Below are 18,985 nucleotides of genomic sequence, written 5' to 3'. Positions count from 1 at the left end.
CACGATCAATCGCACAAGAATTGATCAATGAACGGATCACCAAGCAGTTCACGAGCAGATCGCCGAACGGATCACGACATTAATGCCGAAGGGGCATTACTACTTCCCGGCCCCTTGCGGTTGACAGGTCAATTCCATTTGTCGTGCACTGTTTTGATCAGGTTCCGGTACCTACAATCCCGTCCACATCTTGAGCTCAGCCCAAGCGTCAAGGAGGACGAATGGCGGAGCTTTCCTCTCCTCATCAGTTGGGCGATCCCTCCCACCTCGCAGCCGCCGTGCTGACCGACACGAACCGCGCCCTGGTCGCGGTCATCGCGGTCGTCGCCTTGGCCGCGCTGGTGCTCGCCGGAGTCCTGGTGCGCCAGGTGCTCGCGGCGGGCGAGGGAACCGACAGCATGAAGAAGATCGCGGCGGCCGTCCAGGAAGGCGCGAACGCCTATCTGGCCCGGCAGTTGCGCACGCTCGGCGTATTCGCCGTCGTCGTGTTCTTCCTGCTCATGCTGCTGCCCGCGGACGACTGGAATCAACGTGCCGGACGTTCGATCTTCTTTCTGATCGGCGCGGCGTTCTCGGCGGCCACCGGCTATATCGGTATGTGGCTCGCCGTACGCAGCAATGTGCGCGTCGCCGCGGCGGCGCGGGAAGCGACACCGGCCCCCGGTGAACCGGAAAAGGATCTCACTCTCGTCTCGCACAAAGCGACGAAGATCGCGTTCCGTACGGGCGGCGTCGTCGGCATGTTCACGGTGGGGCTCGGCCTGCTGGGCGCCTGCTGCGTGGTGCTGGTGTACGCGGCCGACGCGCCGAAGGTCCTGGAGGGCTTCGGGCTCGGTGCCGCGCTGATCGCGATGTTCATGCGGGTCGGCGGCGGCATCTTCACCAAGGCCGCCGACGTCGGCGCCGACCTGGTCGGAAAGGTCGAGCAGGGCATTCCGGAGGACGATCCGCGCAATGCCGCGACCATCGCCGACAACGTGGGCGACAACGTCGGCGACTGCGCGGGCATGGCGGCCGACCTCTTCGAGTCGTACGCGGTCACCCTGGTGGCCGCGCTGATCCTCGGCAAGGTGGCCTTCGGCGACTCCGGGCTGGCGTTCCCGCTGCTGGTGCCGGCGATCGGCGTGCTCACCGCCATGATCGGCATCTTCGCGGTGGCCCCCCGGCGGTCCGACCGCAGCGGCATGAGCGCGATCAACCGGGGATTCTTCATCTCCGCGGTGATCTCGCTGGTGCTGGTGGCGGTCGCCGTCTACGTCTATCTGCCCGGAAAGTATTCCGACCTGGACGGTGTCACCGACGCGGCGATCGCGGGCAAGAGCGGCGACCCGCGGATCCTCGCGCTGGTCGCGGTCGCGATCGGCATCGTGCTCGCCGCCCTGATCCAGCAGCTCACCGGCTACTTCACCGAGACCACCAGGCGCCCCGTCAAGGACATCGGCAAGACCTCGCTCACCGGGCCCGCCACCGTCGTCCTCGCCGGGATCTCGCTCGGCCTCGAATCCGCCGTCTACACCGCCCTGCTGATCGGCCTCGGCGTCTACGGGGCCTTCCTGCTCGGCGGCGCGTCGATCATGCTGGCGCTGTTCGCGGTGGCGCTGGCCGGCACCGGCCTGCTCACCACGGTCGGCGTGATCGTCGCCATGGACACCTTCGGGCCGGTCTCCGACAACGCGCAGGGCATCGCCGAGATGTCCGGCGACGTCGAGGGAGCCGGCGCCCAGGTGCTCACCGACCTGGACGCCGTCGGCAACACCACCAAGGCCATCACCAAGGGCATCGCCATCGCCACCGCCGTCCTCGCGGCGGCGGCCCTGTTCGGGTCGTACCGCGACGCCATCACCACCGGCGCGGCGGACGTGGGCGAGAAACTCAGCGGCGAGGGCGCGCCGATGAGCCTGATGATGGACATTTCGCAGCCCAACAACCTCGTCGGGCTCATCGCCGGAGCGGCGGTCGTCTTCCTCTTCTCGGGACTGGCGATCAACGCGGTGTCGCGGTCGGCGGGCGCGGTGGTCTTCGAGGTGCGCCGGCAGTTCCGGGAACGGCCCGGAATCATGGACTACAGCGAGAAACCCGAGTACGGCAAGGTCGTCGACATCTGCACCAGGGACGCCCTGCGGGAACTCGCCACGCCCGGGCTGCTCGCCGTGCTGGCGCCCGTCTTCATCGGGTTCACGCTCGGCGTGGGTGCGCTCGGCGCGTTCCTGGCGGGCGCGATCGGCGCCGGCACGCTGATGGCGGTGTTCCTCGCCAACTCCGGTGGTGCCTGGGACAACGCCAAGAAACTCGTCGAGGACGGTCACCACGGCGGCAAGGGCAGCGAGGCCCACGCCGCCACCGTGATCGGCGACACGGTCGGCGACCCGTTCAAGGACACCGCGGGGCCGGCGATCAACCCGCTGCTGAAGGTCATGAACCTGGTGGCGCTGATCATCGCCCCCGCGGTCATCAAGTTCTCGTACGGGGCCGACAAGAGCATCGGTGTACGGGTGCTGATCGCCGTCGTCGCGTTCGCCGTCATCGCGGGGGCGGTCTACGTGTCCAAGCGGCGCGGGATCGCCATGGGTGACGAGGACGACGAGGACGAGGAGCCCAAGTCGGCCGACCCGGCGGTGGTTTCGTAGCCGACACCCCCGGGGTCACCGTCCGGCCCCCTGTGAGGCCCGCTTCAAAGGAGGGGCGGACGGCGCGTGTTGACGCGTCGTCCGCCCGTTCCGCGCCTGTGCGCACCCGTCACCGTGAGCCTTCTCTCTCTTGGTGCAAATGGCTTCAATACCGTCATAACGGATGTTCGTCCGGTCGGTGTCCTCCATCCGGCGTGTATGTTCCGGGGCCGAGAGCCATGGAAGGGACCAATCCGGTGAACAAGAAGCTCGCGGCCGCACTGTCCGGCGGTGCGGTACTGGTACTGGCGCTGACGGGATGCAGCAGCAGCGACGACAACGAGAAGCTGGACTCCTGGGCCAAGGACGTCTGCGAGGGCGTGCAGCCGCAGGCCAAGAAGATCGAGGCGGCCAACGCGGCGATCCAGAAGGAGACCTCGGACAACAGCACCCCCGCCGAGGTCCAGAAGACCGACGCGAAGGCGTTCCAGGACATGTCCGACGCCTACAAGGCGATGGGCGCCACCGTCCAGAAGGCCGGGCCCCCGGACGTCGACGACGGCGAGAAGAAGCAGAAGGACGCGGTCACCGAGCTGAACGGCCTCTCCTCGTCGTACGCCTCCCTGCGCAAGCAGGTGGAGGAACTCGACACCAAGGACCAGGCCAAGTTCGCCGACGGCCTCAAGGACATCGCCACCGAGCTGAACAAGCTCAGCAAGAGCGGCAGCAACGCGCTGAAGACCCTGGAGGAGGGCGACGTCGGCAAGGCGATGGCCAAGCAGTCCAGCTGCAAGTCGGCCTCGGTGACGCCGTCGGCCGCCGAGGGCTGACGGGGCCGGCGTCCCCGCGCGGACGCGGGGCGGGCTGGTGACCGCCGGGCCACAATGGGGGTGTGAGTAACGCCAGCCTGTCCCCCCTGCCCTCCACCGACCGCCCCGACGTCACTGCCCGGCTGCGGGACGCCCTGCTCGGGGCGTCCTTCACCGCCGACGGACTGCTGGAGCTGCTCGGCGCCCCCGCGTACGCGGCGCTGTCGCGCAGCGAGACCGTGCCCGCGCTCCGGGCGACCCGCGGCGACACGCCGCTGGAACTGCTCGTACGGCTGTTCCTTCTCCAGCAACCCGTCCCCCGCGCGCGCGTGGCGGACGTCCTGCCCGTCGACGCCTGCCTGGAGAGCGGATGGCTCGACCGCGCGGGCGACGACGAGGTCGCGGCCACCGTGGACGTACGGCCGTACGGCGGGGCCGACGGCGAGGACTGGTTCATCGTCTCCGACCTCGGCTGCGCGGTCGGCGGCGCCGGTGGCATCGGCCGCCACGCCCGGGGCGTCGTCCTCGGCGTCGGCGGCGCCTCCACGACCCTGGCGGGCCTCACCGTCCGTACGCCCGTCTCCGCCGCCCTCGACCTCGGTACCGGCTCCGGCATCCAGGCGCTGCACGCCGCCGCGCACGCCACGCGCGTGACCGCCACCGACGTCAACCCGCGCGCGCTGCACATCACCGCGCTCACCCTCGCCCTGTCCGGAGCCCCGGCCGCCGACCTGCGCGAGGGCTCCCTCTACGAACCGGTCGCCGACGACGAGACGTACGACCTCATCGTCTCCAACCCGCCGTTCGTGATCTCGCCCGGTGCCCGACTCACCTACCGCGACGGCGGGATGGGCGGGGACGATCTGTGCCGCTCGCTCGTTCAGCAGACGGGGGAGCGCCTGAACGAGGGCGGGTTCGCGCACTTCCTCGCCAACTGGCAGCACGTGGAGGGGGAGGACTGGACGGACCGGCTGCGCTCCTGGGTGCCGCGCGGCTGCGACGCCTGGATCGTGCAGCGCGAGGTGCAGGACATCACCCAGTACGCCGAGCTGTGGCTCAGGGACGCGGGCGACCACCGCGGCGACCCGGCCGACTACGAGGCGCGGTACGACGCGTGGCTGGACGAGTTCGAGGCACGCAAGGTCAAGGCCGTCGGCTTCGGCTGGATCACGCTGCGCCGGACCGGGGCCGCCGAGCCCTCGGTCGTCGCCGAGGAGTGGCCGCACCCGGTCGAGCAGCCGCTCGGTGAGACCGTGCGCGCCCACTTCGACCGCGTCGACTACCTGCGCTCCCACGACGACGCGGCCCTGCTGGCGGCGCACTTCGCGCTGGCCGGTGAGGTCGTCCAGGAGCAGGTCGGGCTGCCCGGCGCCGAGGACCCGGAGCACGTCGTCCTGCGCCAGAACCGCGGCATGCGCCGGGCCACCCGGGTCGACACGGTCGGCGCCGGCTTCGCGGGGGTCTGCGACGGCACCATGAGCGCGGGCCGCATCCTGGACGCCATCGCCCAGCTGGTCGGCGAGGACCCGGTGGCCCTGCGCGACCGGACGCCCGCGCAGATCCGGCTGCTGGTGGAGCAGGGCTTCCTCGAACCGGCGTAGCGCGGTCCGGTCGCCGGGCGTGGGTGCGCGCACCCAATTCTTTTTCCGCGGCGGGTCACGCCGCCCGCGCCGCCGGGCGTACGGGGAACCGGTCCTGCCCGACGACACCGGGCGGGCCCGTCGGCTCCCCGTTCACCCAGGGTTCGCCTGCCCGCCGTCCGCGCGTGACAGCCTCCCGGAGGCTGGACACGCGCGGGCTGGAGAAAAGAGGCACGGGGACCATGGAGAGCGGGCCGGCGATCTTCGCGGGATTGGTGTTCGCCCTGTTCGGGGCCGGTCTGCTGGTGTGGACCACGACGCGGGTGCGGCACGGCCGGCCCGTCGCGCACGGTGTGAGCCCGGTCGCATCGGCGACCGTCGCGACCGTCGCCGCCGTGGTCGCGCTGGGCCTCGGGGCCTGGTGCCTCACCCAGGTGTGAGCGGCCGGTTCCGGACCCCGGGCGGAGCGCGGCCCGGGTAATCGGGGGATCGCGCTCCGGATACGCGCGTCGGGGCAGGTGGGCACTCCGGGCGGCAGGAACAGGGTTCGTCGGGTTACCGTTCGAGTGGCCGTTGCGGGCTTTTCCCGTTTGACACGGGGGCGGGAGGTACCGTCACACTCCGCAGCGTCACGATCGAAACACAGAACGACCCGACCCCGGGAGCACTGCCTGGGTCAGGCCCCAGCGTCGACCGGAGAGAAGAGCGAAGTTGTCCCCGACCAGCGAGACCGCGAAGGGCGGCCGACGACTCGTCATCGTCGAGTCGCCTGCCAAGGCGAAGACGATCAAGGGCTATCTCGGCCCTGGCTACGTCGTCGAGGCGAGCGTCGGGCACATTCGCGACCTTCCCAGCGGCGCGGCGGAGGTACCGGAGAAGTACACCGGCGAGGTCCGCCGCCTCGGGGTGGACGTCGAACACGACTTCCAGCCCATCTATGTGGTCAACGCCGACAAGAAGTCCCAGGTCAAGAAGCTCAAGGACCTGCTGAAGGACTCCGACGAACTCTTCCTCGCCACCGATGAGGACCGCGAGGGCGAGGCCATCGCCTGGCACCTCCAGGAAGTCCTCAAGCCGAAGATCCCGGTCAAGCGGATGGTCTTCCACGAGATCACCAAGGACGCGATCCGCGCCGCCGTCGCCAACCCGCGCGAGCTGAACCAGAAGCTCGTCGACGCCCAGGAGACCCGGCGCATCCTCGACCGCCTCTACGGCTACGAGGTCTCGCCGGTCCTGTGGAAGAAGGTCATGCCGCGCCTGTCGGCCGGCCGCGTCCAGTCCGTCGCCACCCGGCTCGTCGTCGAGCGGGAACGCGAGCGCATGGCGTTCCGCTCCGCCGAGTACTGGGACCTCACCGGGACGTTCGCCACCGGCCGCGCGGGAGACGCCTCCGACCCGTCGTCGCTGGTCGCCCGTCTCCAGACGGTAGACGGACGGCGTGTCGCGCAGGGCCGCGACTTCGACTCCCTGGGACAGATCAAGAGCGCGAACACCCTCCACCTCGACGAGGCGAACGCCCGCGCGCTCGCCGCCGCGCTGGAGAACACCCGGTTCGCCGTCCGCTCCGTCGAGTCCAAGCCGTACCGCCGCTCGCCGTACGCCCCGTTCCGTACGACGACGCTGCAGCAGGAGGCCTCGCGCAAGCTCGGCTTCGGCGCGAAGTCGACCATGCAGGTCGCCCAGAAGCTGTACGAGAACGGCTACATCACCTATATGCGTACGGACTCCACGACCCTGAGCGACACGGCGATCACCGCCGCCCGCGCCCAGGTGACGCAGCTGTACGGCGCCGACTACCTGCCGCCCCAGCCGCGTACGTACGCCGGCAAGGTCAAGAACGCGCAGGAGGCGCACGAGGCGATCCGCCCCTCAGGCGACCGCTTCCGCACGCCCGCCGAGACCGGACTGACCGGCGACCAGTTCAAGCTGTACGAGCTGATCTGGAAGCGGACCGTCGCCTCCCAGATGAAGGACGCGACCGGGAACAGCGTCACCGTGAAGATCGGCGGCGCGGCCTCCGACGGCCGGGACGTCGAGTTCAGCGCCTCCGGCAAGACCATCACCTTCCACGGCTTCCTCAAGGCCTACGTCGAGGGCGCCGACGACCCGAACGCGGAGCTGGACGACCGCGAGCGCCGGCTGCCGCAGGTCGCCGAGGGCGACGCGCTGACGGCCGAGGAGATCACGGTCGACGGCCACGCCACCAAGCCCCCGGCCCGCTACACCGAGGCGTCGCTGGTCAAGGAGCTGGAAGAGCGCGAGATCGGACGGCCGTCGACGTACGCGTCGATCATCGGCACCATCCTGGACCGCGGCTACGTCTTCAAGAAGGGCACGGCACTCGTCCCGTCCTTCCTCTCCTTCGCCGTGGTCAACCTCCTGGAGAAGCACTTCGGGCGGCTCGTCGACTACGACTTCACCGCCAAGATGGAGGACGACCTCGACGCCATCGCCCGTGGCGAGGCCCAGGCGGTGCCGTGGCTGCGCCGCTTCTACTTCGGCGAGGGCGGCGGCGCGGGAGGCGGCGGCGCGGCCGACGCGGGCAACGGCGACGGGGACCACCTCGGCGGCCTCAAGGAACTGGTCACCGACCTCGGCGCGATCGACGCCCGCGAGGTGTCCTCCTTCCCGGTCGGCAACGACATCGTGCTGCGCGTCGGGCGCTACGGCCCCTACGTGGAGCGCGGCGAGAAGGACTCCGAGAACCACCAGCGCGCCGACGTCCCCGAGGACCTGGCACCCGACGAGCTGTCCGTGGAGCTGGCGGAGGAGCTGCTCGCCAAGCCGAGCGGCGACTTCGAGCTGGGCACCGACCCGGCCACCGGCCACGCCATCGTCGCCAAGGACGGCCGCTACGGCCCGTACGTCACCGAGGTGCTTCCCGAGGGCACCCCGAAGACCGGCAAGAACGCCGTGAAGCCGCGCACCGCCTCGCTGTTCAAGTCGATGTCCCTGGACACGGTGACCCTCGACGACGCCCTGAGGCTCATGTCGCTGCCGCGGGTCGTCGGCACCGACGCGGAGGGCGTGGAGATCACCGCGCAGAACGGCCGCTACGGCCCGTACCTGAAGAAGGGCACGGACTCGCGGTCCCTCCAGACCGAGGAGCAGCTCTTCGAGATCACGCTGGAGGAGGCGCTGGCGATCTACGCCCAGCCCAAGCAGCGTGGCCGGGCCGCGGCCAAGCCGCCGCTGAAGGAGCTGGGCACCGACCCGGTCAGCGAGAAGCCCGTCGTCGTCAAGGACGGCCGCTTCGGCCCGTACGTCACCGACGGCGAGACCAACGCGACCCTGCGCTCCGGCGACAGTGTCGAGGAGATCACGCCCGAGCGGGGCTACGAGCTGCTGGCCGAGAAGCGCGCCAAGGCTCCGGCCAAGAAGACGGCGAAGAAGACCGTGAAGAAGACGGCTGCCAAGAAGGCCCCCGCCAAGAAGGCGGCGGCGACCAAGAAGACGGCCGCCGCGAAGACCACGGCCGCCAAGAAGGCCGCGGCCAAGAGCACGGCGAAGAAGACCGTCACCAAGAAGGCGACCGCGTCGAAGGGGTCGGAGGACTGAGTCCGGCTCAGAAACGCCCGAACCGCTGAGCGGCGCCCCTTCGGCGCCGTGCACGCTCTTCGCAAAACGAACGCCCCGGCATCATTTCGGTGTCGGGGCGTGCGTACGTTCGGCCGGGCACACCGGACTGTCGGCGGCGACCGATAGGCTGAACGCATGACGCGAGCCGAGCAGCCAACGGCCCCTCACCCGGCCCCGGACGACGCACTGGTCGCGGACTCCCGCGAGCGCGCCGTCCGCGCCCTGCTGCGCCGTCCGCAGCTGAGGCGTTTGTGGAGCGCACAGCTCGTGGGGGGTGTCGGCGACATCCTCGCCCTGCTGGTGCTGGTCCTCCTCGCCGTCCAGGCCGCGATCGGCGCGGGCTCGTTCGGCGGGGGCTACCGGGGCGTGGCGTTCGCAGTGGCGACCGTTTTCGGCGTCCGCATCCTGGCGACGCTGCTCTTCGGGGCCGTGCTGCTCGGGCCCCTGACCTCACTCACCTCGCAGGACGGCCCGCTCGACCGGCGCTGGACCATGGTCGGCGCCGACGGGCTGCGGGCCGCGCTGCTGATCGTCGCGCCGCTGTGGATCGACTGGACGCCCGACGACGCGCTCGCCGTCCTCCTGGTGACCGCCTTCGTCACCGGCGTCGCCGAGCGCTTCTGGACGGTGTGCCGGGAGGGCGCCGCCCCCGCGCTGCTGCCCGCCCCGCCCCTGGAGGGCGCGACGGTACGGCCGCTGCCGGACCACATGGGCGCCCTGCGCCGCCTGTCGCTGCGCACGAGCTTCGTGGCGATCCCCCTCGCGGCCGCCGCGCTGGTCGTCGCCGGGCTCCTGAACAACCTGCTGGGCGCCGGCGTCGACTGGTTCGCCGAGCACCAGGCGGCGCTCGGCTCGTACGTGGCGGCCGGACTGTTCGCCGCGTCCCTGTCCGTGCTGAGCTTCCTGGAGCTGCCCGGAGTGCGCACCCCGCGCGCGCGGTCGCCGCTGGAGGGCCTGCGCCGTCCCAGGAGCGGCGGCGGCGTCGACCGGGGCCGTACCGGGGCGCTCCCGCTGCTGGTGTTCGCCTGCGCCGCGGTCGCCGCGGTGGTGGCCGCCACGGTCGCCGTGGCGGTGCTGCACGCCAAGGACCTGGGCGGCGGCCCGGTGCTGTACGGACTGGCGGTGGGCGCGCTGACCGGCGGCGTCGTCGTCGGCATCCGCACCGCCCCCGCCCTGCTGCCCTCCCTGTCCCGCCGGCGGCTGCTCGCCCTGGCCATCGCCTTCGTCGGCGTCACCCTGCTGGCCGCCGGACTCGTCCCGGACGACACCACGGTGCTGCTGCTCCTCGCGCTGGCCGGAGTCGGCGCGGGCGTGGCCGCGAACACCGGGCACGCGCTGCTCGACCAGGAGACCGAGGACCACCGCCGGGCCCGGACCACCGAGCATCTGCACGCGGTCGTCCGGGTCTACGTGGCGCTCGGCGCGGTCGTCGGACCGGTCGTGGCCGCGGCGATCGGACCGCACCGGCTGGAGAACGGCAAGTTCGTCTTCGCCCACGGCGGCGCCGCGTTCGTCCTGATGCTGCTCGGCGCCCTGCTGCTGCCGCTGGCCGCGCTGGTGCTGGCCAAGGTCGACGACCGCTCCGGCGTGCCGCTGCGGCACGACCTGCGGGACGCGCTGCTCGGCGGCGACGACCCGGTGCCGACGCCCGCCGGGACCGGTTTCTTCATCGCTCTGGAGGGCGGCGACGGCGCCGGCAAGTCCACCCAGGCCGAGGCCCTCGCCGAGTGGATCCGCGGCAAGGGGCACGAGGTCGTGCTCACGCGCGAGCCGGGGGCGACCCCGGTGGGCAAGCGCCTGCGCTCCATCCTGCTGGACGTCTCCAGCGCCGGACTGTCCCACCGCGCGGAGGCGCTGCTGTACGCCGCCGACCGCGCGGAGCACGTCGACACCGTGGTCCGGCCCGCCCTGGAGCGCGGCGCCGTGGTCATCTCCGACCGCTACATCGACTCCTCGGTCGCCTACCAGGGCGCCGGACGCGACCTGTCGCCGACCGAGATCGCCCGCATCAACCGCTGGGCCACCAACGGGCTCGTACCGCACCTGACCGTCCTGCTGGACGTGTCGCCGGAGGCCGCGCGCGAGCGGTTCACCGAGGCGCCGGACCGGCTGGAGTCGGAGCCCGCCGAGTTCCACGCGCGCGTGCGCTCCGGTTTCCTCACCCTGGCCGCCGCCGACCCCGGGCGCTACCTGGTCGTGGACGCCGGCCAGGAGCCGGAGGCCGTTACCACCGTCGTACGCCACCGGCTCGACCAGGTGCTGCCGCTGTCCGAGGCCGAGATCAAGGCCCAGGAGGAGGCGCGTCGCAAGGCGGAGGAGGAAGCCCGCCGCAAGGCCGAGGAAGAGGCCGCCCGCAAGGCGGAGGAGGAGCGCCTGGAGCGCGAGCGCCTCGAGGAGGAGGCGCGGGTGCGCGCCGAGGAGGAGGAGCGCAAGCGCCGCGAGCTGGAGGAGGCGCAGCGGCGCGAGGCCGAGCGGCAGGCCGAGGAGGCCAGGAGGCGGGCCGAGGAGGCCCGCCGCAAGGCCGAGGAGGAGCGGGCACGGCTCCTCGCGGAGGAGAAGGCGCGCGCCGAGGAGGAAGCGCGGCTGCGGGCCGAGGAGGAGCGGCGCCGCAAGCAGGCCGAGGAGGAGGAGCGGCTGCGCGCCGAGGCCGAGGCCCGGCGCCTGGAGAAGCAGCGCAAGGCCGAGGAGGCCCTGCTGCGGGCCGAGGAGGCACGCCGGGCGGCGGAGCAGGCGGCGGCAGCGGCCGCGGCCGGTCCCAGGTCGGCGGCCCCCGCGGCGGCGGACGCGCCCCGCCCGAAGCCGGCCGCCTCGACCCCCACCGACGCGGCGACGGTGCCGACCCCGATCGTGACCCCGACCAACGCCTCCGGCGGCCCGGTGGAGGACACGGCCGTACTGCGGCCGGTCCGGGACACGCCCGACGACGGCCGGGCCGACGATGCGCAGGACGGCGGCCGGGCGTCCGGCGAGTCCGAGTCCGAGGTGACGACCGAGCTGCCCAAGCCGCCGGTGCCGTCCGGCGCGGCGGACGAGACGGCTGTGCTCCCGGCGGTGGAGCCGCGGGACCCCGAGGAGACGGCGGTCCTGCCGCCCGTGACGCCGCCGGGAGCCGCCGACGAGACGGCCGTCCTGCCTCCCGTACGCGGGGACGACCCCGCCGACCGGGTCCCGCCGGGCTACTTCCGGGAGGAGGGCCCGGCCGAGGACGCCCAGGACCGCACGCGTGAGCTGCCCCAGATCGACCCGGACCAGGAGCCGCCCCGCAGGCGCCGCTCCGACTGGGCCGAGGAGACCCCGCTGGACGATCTGCCGACGCTGGCGGACGAGCTGCTGGGGCCGCACGACGAGGCCGAGGGCGGCCCCGACGACGACGGCCGCGGTGGCCGGGGCCGGGGCAGGGGACGGCGCTGAGCACCGGGACCGCGGGTGGCCGTGCGTGCCCCGGCGGCCCCGCCGCGTTGTCAGTGGCGACCCGCACAATGGAGGACGCGGCGCGGACCGGCGCGGCGACTCGGTGTGACGGCTCCGTGTGACGGCTCGGTGACGGCTCGGTGTGACGGAAGGACGGCGTGACCCATGACCGTGTGGGACGACCTCGTCGGGCAGGAGAAGGTGTGCGAGCCGCTCGCCGCCGCTGCCCGGGATGCCGACGCCTTCGTCACCGCCGCCGCGGCCGCGGGCCCGCTGCCGCAGTCGACGAGCATGACGCACGCCTGGCTGTTCACCGGCCCGCCCGGCTCCGGCGTGGCACAGACGGCCCGGGCCTTCGCCGCCGCACTGCAGTGCGTGAGCCCCGACCGTGCCCTCGGCGGCGTCCCCGGCTGCGGCTTCTGCGACGGCTGCCACACGGCGCTGGTCGGCACCCACGCGGACGTCAGCACCGTGGTCGCCATGGGCGCCGAGATCCGCGCCCAGGACATGCGGGACACCGTCCGCAAGTCGTTCACCTCGCCCGCGAACGGCCGCTGGCAGATCATCCTCGTCGAAGAGGCCGAGCGGCTGAACGAGAAGTCGGCCAACGCCGTGCTGAAGGCCGTGGAGGAACCGGCGCCGCGGACGGTCTGGCTGCTGTGCGCCCCCTCGGTCGAGGACGTCCTGCCGACCATCCGCTCCCGCTGCCGCCACCTGAACCTGCGCACGCCGTCGGTCGAGGCCGTCGCCGACATGCTCGTACGGCGCGAGGGCGTCGAACCCGGCATCGCCGCCGCGGCGGCCCGCGCCACCCAGGGCCACATCGACCGCGCCCGCCGCCTGGCCACGGACCAGGCCGCCCGGGACCGCCGGGCCGCCGTGCTGAAGCTGCCGCTGCGGGTGGAGGACGTCGGCGGCGCCCTCAAGGCGGCCCAGGAGCTGGTCGACGCCGCGGCGGAGGACGCCAAGCAGCTCGCCGAGGAGATGGACGCCAAGGAGACCGAGGAGCTGAAGGCGGCGCTGGGCGCGGCCCAGGGCGGCCGGCTCCCGCGCGGCACGGCCGGCGTGATCAAGGACCTGGAGGCCGACCAGAAACGCCGCAAGGCGCGCACCCAGCGCAACAGCCTCGACCTGGCCCTGAGCGAGCTGACCGGCTTCTACCGCGACGTCCTCGCGCTCCAGCTCGGCTCCCGCGTGGCGATCGCCAACGCCGACGCGCAGGACGCCCTGGAGCGGCTGGCCCGCGGCAGCACGCCCGAGTCCACGCTGCGCCGCATCGAGGCGGTTGCCGCCTGCGGGGAGGCCCTGGACCGCAACGTGCCCCCGCTGCTGGCGGTGGAGGCGATGACCATGGCGCTCAGATCCGGCTGAGCGCGGCCCGCCCGAGTCCGTCCCGGTCGGTTGCCGCGCCGCGCCCGGTTGACGCCGTAACACGTACGGGGCACGTGAACCACGCAGCGCAATGGTGCCGTCGCGGAGAGTTACGCTCGCTGAATGCACACTAGGCGCACTCACCGCAGGACCCGCACCGGCAGCACCCGTTTCCGAGCGGCGCTGCTCACCGCCGCGCTGCTCGCCACCGCCTGCTCGGCCGGGGGCGCGTCGACGTCCGCCGGATCCCCCGCGGCGGAGGCGGTCGGCTCGACGCAGGCGGCGACGGCGACCCTGACCCCCCTGCCGAAGACCACGCCCTCCGAGCTGTCGCCGTACTACGAGCAGAAGGTCGGCTGGCGCGACTGCGGTGTCCCCGGCTTCCAGTGCGCCACCATGAAGGCCCCGCTCGACTACGCCAAGCCCGCCGAGGGCGACGTCCGGCTCGCGGTGGCCCGCAAGAAGGCCACGGGACCGGGCAAGCGGCTCGGTTCGCTGCTGGTCAACCCGGGCGGGCCGGGCGGCTCGGCGATCGGCTACCTCCAGCAGTACGCGGGCATCGGCTACCCGGCGAAGGTCCGCGCCCAGTACGACATGGTGGCCGTCGACCCGCGGGGTGTGGCCCGCAGCGAGCCCGTCGAGTGCCTCGACGGCCGTGAGATGGACGCGTACACGCAGACCGACGTCACGCCGGACGACACGGGCGAGGCGAACAAGCTGGTCGATGCCTACAAGGAGTTCGCCGAGGGCTGCGGAGCCGACGCGCCGAAGCTGCTGCGCCACGTCTCGACGGTCGAGGCGGCGCGCGACATGGACGTACTGCGCGCGGTGCTCGGCGACGAGAAGCTGAACTACGTCGGAGCGTCGTACGGCACGTTCCTGGGCGCGACCTATGCCGGCCTGTTCCCGGACCGGGCGGGCCGCCTGGTCCTGGACGGCGCGATGGACCCCTCCCTGCCCGCCCGCCGCCTGAACCTGGAGCAGACGGAGGGCTTCGAGACGGCGTTCCAGTCCTTCGCGAAGGACTGCGTACGGCAGCCGGACTGCCCCCTCGGCGACAAGGGAACCACCCCCGGCCAGGTCGGCAAGAACCTCAAGTCCTTCTTCGACGACCTGGACGCGAAACCCCTCTCCGCAGGAGACGCCGACGGCCGCAAGCTCACCGAGTCCCTCGCCACCACGGGCGTGATCGCGGCGATGTACGACGAGGGCGCCTGGCAGCAGCTGCGCGAGGCGCTGACCTCGGCGATGAAGGAGAAGGACGGCGCCGGCCTGCTGGTCCTGTCCGACAGCTACTACGAGCGCGAGGCCGACGGCGGCTACAGCAACCTCATGTTCGCCAACGCCGCCGTGAACTGCCTCGACCTCCCCGCCGCCTTCTCCTCCCCGGACGAGGTGCGCGACGCCCTCCCCGAGTTCGAGAAGGCGTCCCCGGTCTTCGGCGAGGGCCTCGCCTGGTCCTCCCTGAACTGCGCGTACTGGCCGGTGAGGCCCACGGGGGAGCCGCACCGCATCGAGGCGGCCGGCGCCACCCCGATCGTCGTGGTCGGCACCACCCGCGACCCGGCCACCCCGTACCGCTGGGCCGAGGCCCTGTCCGGCCAGCTCTCCTCCGGCCACCTCCTCACCTACGAGGGCGACGGCCACACCGCCTACGGCCGCGGCAGCACCTGCATCGACTCGGCGATCAACACCTACCTGCTGCGCGGCACCGCCCCGGAGGACGGCAAGCGCTGCTCGTAGCCCCCGCCCGGCGCCCCGCCCGCCCCGGCGCCCACGCCTCCGGGGCGGGTTCGGAGCACCCCGGGAAACTGTGTAGACTTACCGACGTTGCTGATCGCACCATGGGTGCACAGCGCGCCGCCTTAGCTCAGATGGCCAGAGCAACGCACTCGTAATGCGTAGGTCTCGGGTTCGAATCCCGAAGGCGGCTCCACTTTTGAGACCCGTAGGTCGGACATCCGGCCTGCGGGTTTTCTGCGTTCTCCTCTTCGCTCGTGGCCCTCCTTCGTGCTTGCGGTTCCGCTCCGTGGGCCGATCGGACCGGGAGTCTGGCCGGTCGGCAGGCGCGGGGGCGGGGCGGGGGTGCCTAGCGTCGTCCGGGTAGTCCAGACCGCCGCAGTGAGGAGATGTTCGATGGGGCAGCGAGGGACGACGGCAGACCTGGCCGGGCTCGGGATGACCGTGGAGTTCGAGCCGGACGTCATGGAGGTGCTCGTCTCGACGGTGCGCCGGGCGGTGCGGAGCGAGCCGGCGTTCGCGGGGACGGACACCCTGCTGGGGGAGCTGGTGATGGGTGACTCGGAGGCGGGTGCGGCGATCGCTCCGGGGATGCGGAGGTCCGGTGGGCTCAGTGGCTTCATCCGGGCTCGGGCGGGCCTGGGCTGGGTCAGCGAGGACGAGGCGAGCGGTGGGCCGGGTGCGCAGGCCGACGAGGTCGAGGTCGAGGCCGCCTGGCGTGAGGCGTGGTGGCGGTTCGGGCAGGGGACGCGGGAGGCGGTCCCGGCCGGGCCGCCCGCGATGAGCGGGGCGCTGCGGAGCTGTCTGCTGCACGCGTCGGCGTCCGCGCGTGCCGAGGGCACGGTCTCCGTGCGCTGCCGGCATGTGGCCAGGGCGCTGCTCGAACTGCCGGACAGCAGGGCGAGGGAGGCGCTGCTGCTTCGGCGGCTGGACACGGCCGAGGCGGTGACCCGGCTGGACCGGCTGGACGCCGAGGCCGCGGGGGCCGCCGAGGAGAGCGAGCGGCCGGAGTCGTACGGTGTGCTGTTGCTGCGCCGGGCGGGGACGCTGGGCAGGAGTGGCAACCCGCTGACGCGTGCCTTCACTTCGTGGACCGCGCAGTCCGGGCTGAACGGTTCGCCGGTCCTGTTCGCCGTGAACGTCGAGGCCACGCGTCAGGCGGTGCGGTGCGGGCGGGACGTGGCGGAACCGGTGGATCTGCTGCTGGGGGTGCTGGCCCTGGACCGGGCGTTGGCCGTGGCGGGGCGTGCGCTTCCGGAAGGGCTGGCCGACGCCAATGCCGCGGCCGCCGTCCTGCGCCGCCACGGGGTACGGCAGGGCCCTCTCGTCGCCTCGGCCGTCGCTCCGGAGTCGGCCGTGTCGGCCGACGGTGGTGCCGACCGGGCCGAGGGGGAGCGGGCCAGGCTGTCCGGCGCTGCCGAACGTGCCCTCGCGGTCGCCCGGCTGCGGGCCGCCGAGCGGGAGTCGCCCACCGTCGGCACCGTCCATCTGGTGGCCGCGCTGCTCGACGACGCCGGCGTGGCGGAGCTGCTGGCCGCCGAGCAGGTCGACGTGGCCATGTTGCGGGGCGAGCTGGACGGCCTGCCGGGTGCGTGAGGGCGGGGGCGGCCGGGCGGATAGCGTTCCGGGGGTGCGGGTGCGTAGCGGTGGTCAGGAGTACGGCGGCACGGGCGCGCCTCGGCCGTCCGGGCGGGTGCGGCGCGCGGCGGCCGGTGTGCCGCACCGGGTGCGGCGGGAGGCGGTCGCAGGGTGGGCCGCGGTGCGTGGTGCCGGGCGTCGCACGGTCGTCGCCGAGGGGCTGCTCTGTCTCCTCACGGCCGCCTTCGGGCTGGTGCCGCTGTTGCTGGTGGTGCCCGCGCGGCCGGGGCTCGCCGTGCTGGAGGCCGTGTGGGCGGTGCTGCTCGTTGCCGTGCGCCGTGGCCGGCCGGTCGCCGCCGTGCTGGGGGCCTCCGTGCTGGTCGTGGGGGTCAACGTGTGGACGCTGGCGGTGGCGCCGCTCGTCGTGATGTCCGCGACGCGGCGCATCGCGCCGACCCGGCGTGCGTGGCAGGTCGTCGGGGCGGCGTCGGCCGTGGTCGGTGTGCTGACCGTCGTCACCGCCCCGTTCCGGACCGAGCGCCTCGCGTTCCAGGTGGTGGGCAACGCGGTCTCCTTGGTGCTGCTCCTGGTGCTTCCCGCCCTGGCCGGGACGCTGCTCGGCCAACGTCGGCCGCTCGTCAGCCTGTTGCGCGAACGCAACGCCTACCTGGAGCGGGCCCGCGCCCTGACCGCCGAGGCGGCCCGGACGGAGGAACGGAACCGGATCGCGGGCGAGATGCACGACCTCCTGGGCCACCGGCTGAGCCTGATATCCGTGCACGCGGGAGCTCTCGAACTGGCGGCGGCACGGCAGGCGCCGGCCCTCGCCGGACAGACCGAGCTGCTGCGTACGACCGCCGGTACGGCGATGGAGGAACTGCGGGAGATCCTGGGCGTCCTGCGCCACGCCGACCTGGCCGGCCCGGAGGACGACCGGTCCGGGAACGGCGGGTCCGGGAGCGGGCGGGGGACGCGGGAGGACATCGCCGCGCTGGTGGACGAGTCGCGGCGGACCGGCAGCGCCGTCGAGCTGGACTGGTCCGTCCCCGACGGGGCGGAGCCGGGGCCGCGGACGCGGAACGCCATTCACCGGGTGGTCCGCGAAGGACTCACCAACGTGCTGAAACACGCGTCCGGGGCGCCCACCTGGGTGCGGGTGGGGAGCGTCGGCGGGGAGATCGAGGTGTCCGTCACCAACGCCCCGCCGCCCGTGGCCGGGCCCTCCCGCGGGGGCAGTCACAGCGGACTGGCCGGGTGTGCGGAGCGGGTCGGGCTGCTCGGCGGCACGTTCGAGGCGGGCGCCCTGGTGAACGGCGGCTTCCGCGTCGCCGCCCGGCTGCCCGGGACATCGGCCGCCGGGCAGTCGGCTGCCGGTCACTCGTCCCCCGGTCGCCCCTCTTCTCCTCACCCGCCCGTCCGTCGTCCCGGTCCGGAGGGAGCCCGTGCTCCGCTGCCGGACGAGATCCTGACCTGGCCGCGCGTCCTCGGCTCGGGCTGCGCGGCGCTGGTCGTGGTGCTGCCCACGGCGGGCTTCCTCGTCGTCCTGCTGGTGCTGGCGGCCCTGGGATGAGCTGAAGACGAGCCGATGACCGGCAGTCCTAGGATGAGCCGATGATCCGAGTCCTGGTCGCCGACGACGAGGCGCTGATGCGCGCCGGAATCCGGCTCATCCTGGAGAACGCCGACGACATCGAGGTGGTCGCCGAGGCGGGCGACGGCAGGGAAGCCGCCGCGGTCTGTCGCGACCAGGACGTCGACGTCGCCCTGGTCGACGTCCAGATGCCGGTCCGGGACGGTATCGCCGCGGCCGAGGACATCTCCCGTCTCTCGCCCCGCACCTGTGTCGTGATGCTGACGGCCTTCGGGCAGGACGCGCACGTGACGCGGGCCCTGCGGGCCGGGGCGAGCGGCTTCCTCCTCAAGGACACCGGCCCCGCCGACCTGATCCGCGCCGTCCAACTCGCCGCCAAGGGCGAACCGGTGCTGGCCCCCCGGATCACCCGGCAGCTGCTGGAACGGCATGTGCGGTCCGGCCGGGACACCGAGGCCGCGCTGCGCCGGATCGACGAACTGTCCCCGGCCGAACGGGACGTGCTGCGCCTGCTCGCCACCGGACTGTCCAACGGGGAGATCGCCGACCGGCTGTATCTGAGCGCCGGTACGGTCAAGGCGCACATCAGCCGCATCCTCACCCGCACCGGCTGCGCCAACCGCGTCCAGGCCGCCGTCCTCGCCCACGACGCGGGGCTCCTCGACGAGCCGTAGGCCACTGCGCGTCCGCCTGCCACCCGCTGGTTTCCGTCCGCCTGCC

General features: G+C 72.9%; 11 protein-coding genes and 1 tRNA gene. All 12 read left to right on the top strand.

Annotated elements, in window-relative coordinates; genetic code table 11:
- Positions 1–221: 221 nt before the first annotated feature.
- The 12 genes from ACZ6IM_RS32830 to ACZ6IM_RS32775 all read left to right on the top strand — a co-directional run bounded on the left by ACZ6IM_RS32830 (position 222) and on the right by ACZ6IM_RS32775 (position 18,939).
- Positions 222–2,627: a sodium-translocating pyrophosphatase gene (locus tag ACZ6IM_RS32830; protein WP_052836398.1), complete on the top strand. Its 2,406-nt coding sequence runs from the start codon at positions 222–224 to the stop codon at positions 2,625–2,627.
- A 218-nt stretch (positions 2,628–2,845) separates the two neighbouring features.
- Entirely contained in the window at positions 2,846–3,436 is a 591-nt protein-coding gene (locus tag ACZ6IM_RS32825) for a nucleoside/nucleotide kinase family protein (RefSeq protein ID WP_052836397.1), read from the top strand.
- A gap of 62 nt (positions 3,437–3,498) precedes the next feature.
- Positions 3,499–5,016: a DUF7059 domain-containing protein gene (locus tag ACZ6IM_RS32820; protein WP_052836396.1), complete on the top strand. Its 1,518-nt coding sequence runs from the start codon at positions 3,499–3,501 to the stop codon at positions 5,014–5,016.
- 221 nt (positions 5,017–5,237) lie between these two features.
- The gene (locus ACZ6IM_RS32815; protein ID WP_052836395.1) at positions 5,238–5,435 is read left to right on the top strand and encodes a hypothetical protein; all 198 of its coding nucleotides are present in this window, start codon (positions 5,238–5,240) and stop codon (positions 5,433–5,435) included.
- 271 nt (positions 5,436–5,706) lie between these two features.
- The gene (gene topA, locus ACZ6IM_RS32810) at positions 5,707–8,553 is read left to right on the top strand and encodes a type I DNA topoisomerase (RefSeq protein ID WP_052836394.1); all 2,847 of its coding nucleotides are present in this window, start codon (positions 5,707–5,709) and stop codon (positions 8,551–8,553) included.
- Between the two features lie 156 nt (positions 8,554–8,709).
- The gene (tmk, locus tag ACZ6IM_RS32805; protein WP_469561580.1) at positions 8,710–11,985 is read left to right on the top strand and encodes a dTMP kinase; all 3,276 of its coding nucleotides are present in this window, start codon (positions 8,710–8,712) and stop codon (positions 11,983–11,985) included.
- 165 nt (positions 11,986–12,150) lie between these two features.
- Positions 12,151–13,356 carry a DNA polymerase III subunit delta' gene (locus tag ACZ6IM_RS32800; RefSeq protein ID WP_469561578.1) on the top strand — a complete coding sequence of 402 codons (1,206 nt, stop codon included), beginning with the start codon at positions 12,151–12,153 and terminating at the stop codon, positions 13,354–13,356.
- Between the two features lie 123 nt (positions 13,357–13,479).
- Positions 13,480–15,099 (top strand): alpha/beta hydrolase, encoded by a 1,620-nt coding sequence (locus tag ACZ6IM_RS32795; protein ID WP_469561575.1) that lies wholly within the window; start codon positions 13,480–13,482, stop codon positions 15,097–15,099.
- Between the two features lie 116 nt (positions 15,100–15,215).
- A tRNA-Thr gene (locus tag ACZ6IM_RS32790) sits at positions 15,216–15,292 on the top strand.
- A gap of 200 nt (positions 15,293–15,492) precedes the next feature.
- Complete coding sequence (locus ACZ6IM_RS32785) at positions 15,493–16,692, top strand: hypothetical protein (protein ID WP_052836390.1); 1,200 nt, start codon at positions 15,493–15,495, stop codon at positions 16,690–16,692.
- 34 nt (positions 16,693–16,726) lie between these two features.
- Positions 16,727–18,244: a sensor histidine kinase gene (locus ACZ6IM_RS32780; protein WP_469561571.1), complete on the top strand. Its 1,518-nt coding sequence runs from the start codon at positions 16,727–16,729 to the stop codon at positions 18,242–18,244.
- Positions 18,245–18,285: 41 nt separating this feature from the next.
- Positions 18,286–18,939 (top strand): response regulator, encoded by a 654-nt coding sequence (locus tag ACZ6IM_RS32775; RefSeq protein ID WP_469561568.1) that lies wholly within the window; start codon positions 18,286–18,288, stop codon positions 18,937–18,939.
- The last annotated feature ends 46 nt before the right edge of the window (positions 18,940–18,985 follow it).

It is taken from the genome of Streptomyces sp. NPDC042336 (assembly GCF_055581985.1).
The sequence above is the reverse complement of the archived record's forward strand: the minus strand, read 5'-3'. Positions and strand labels throughout refer to the sequence as shown.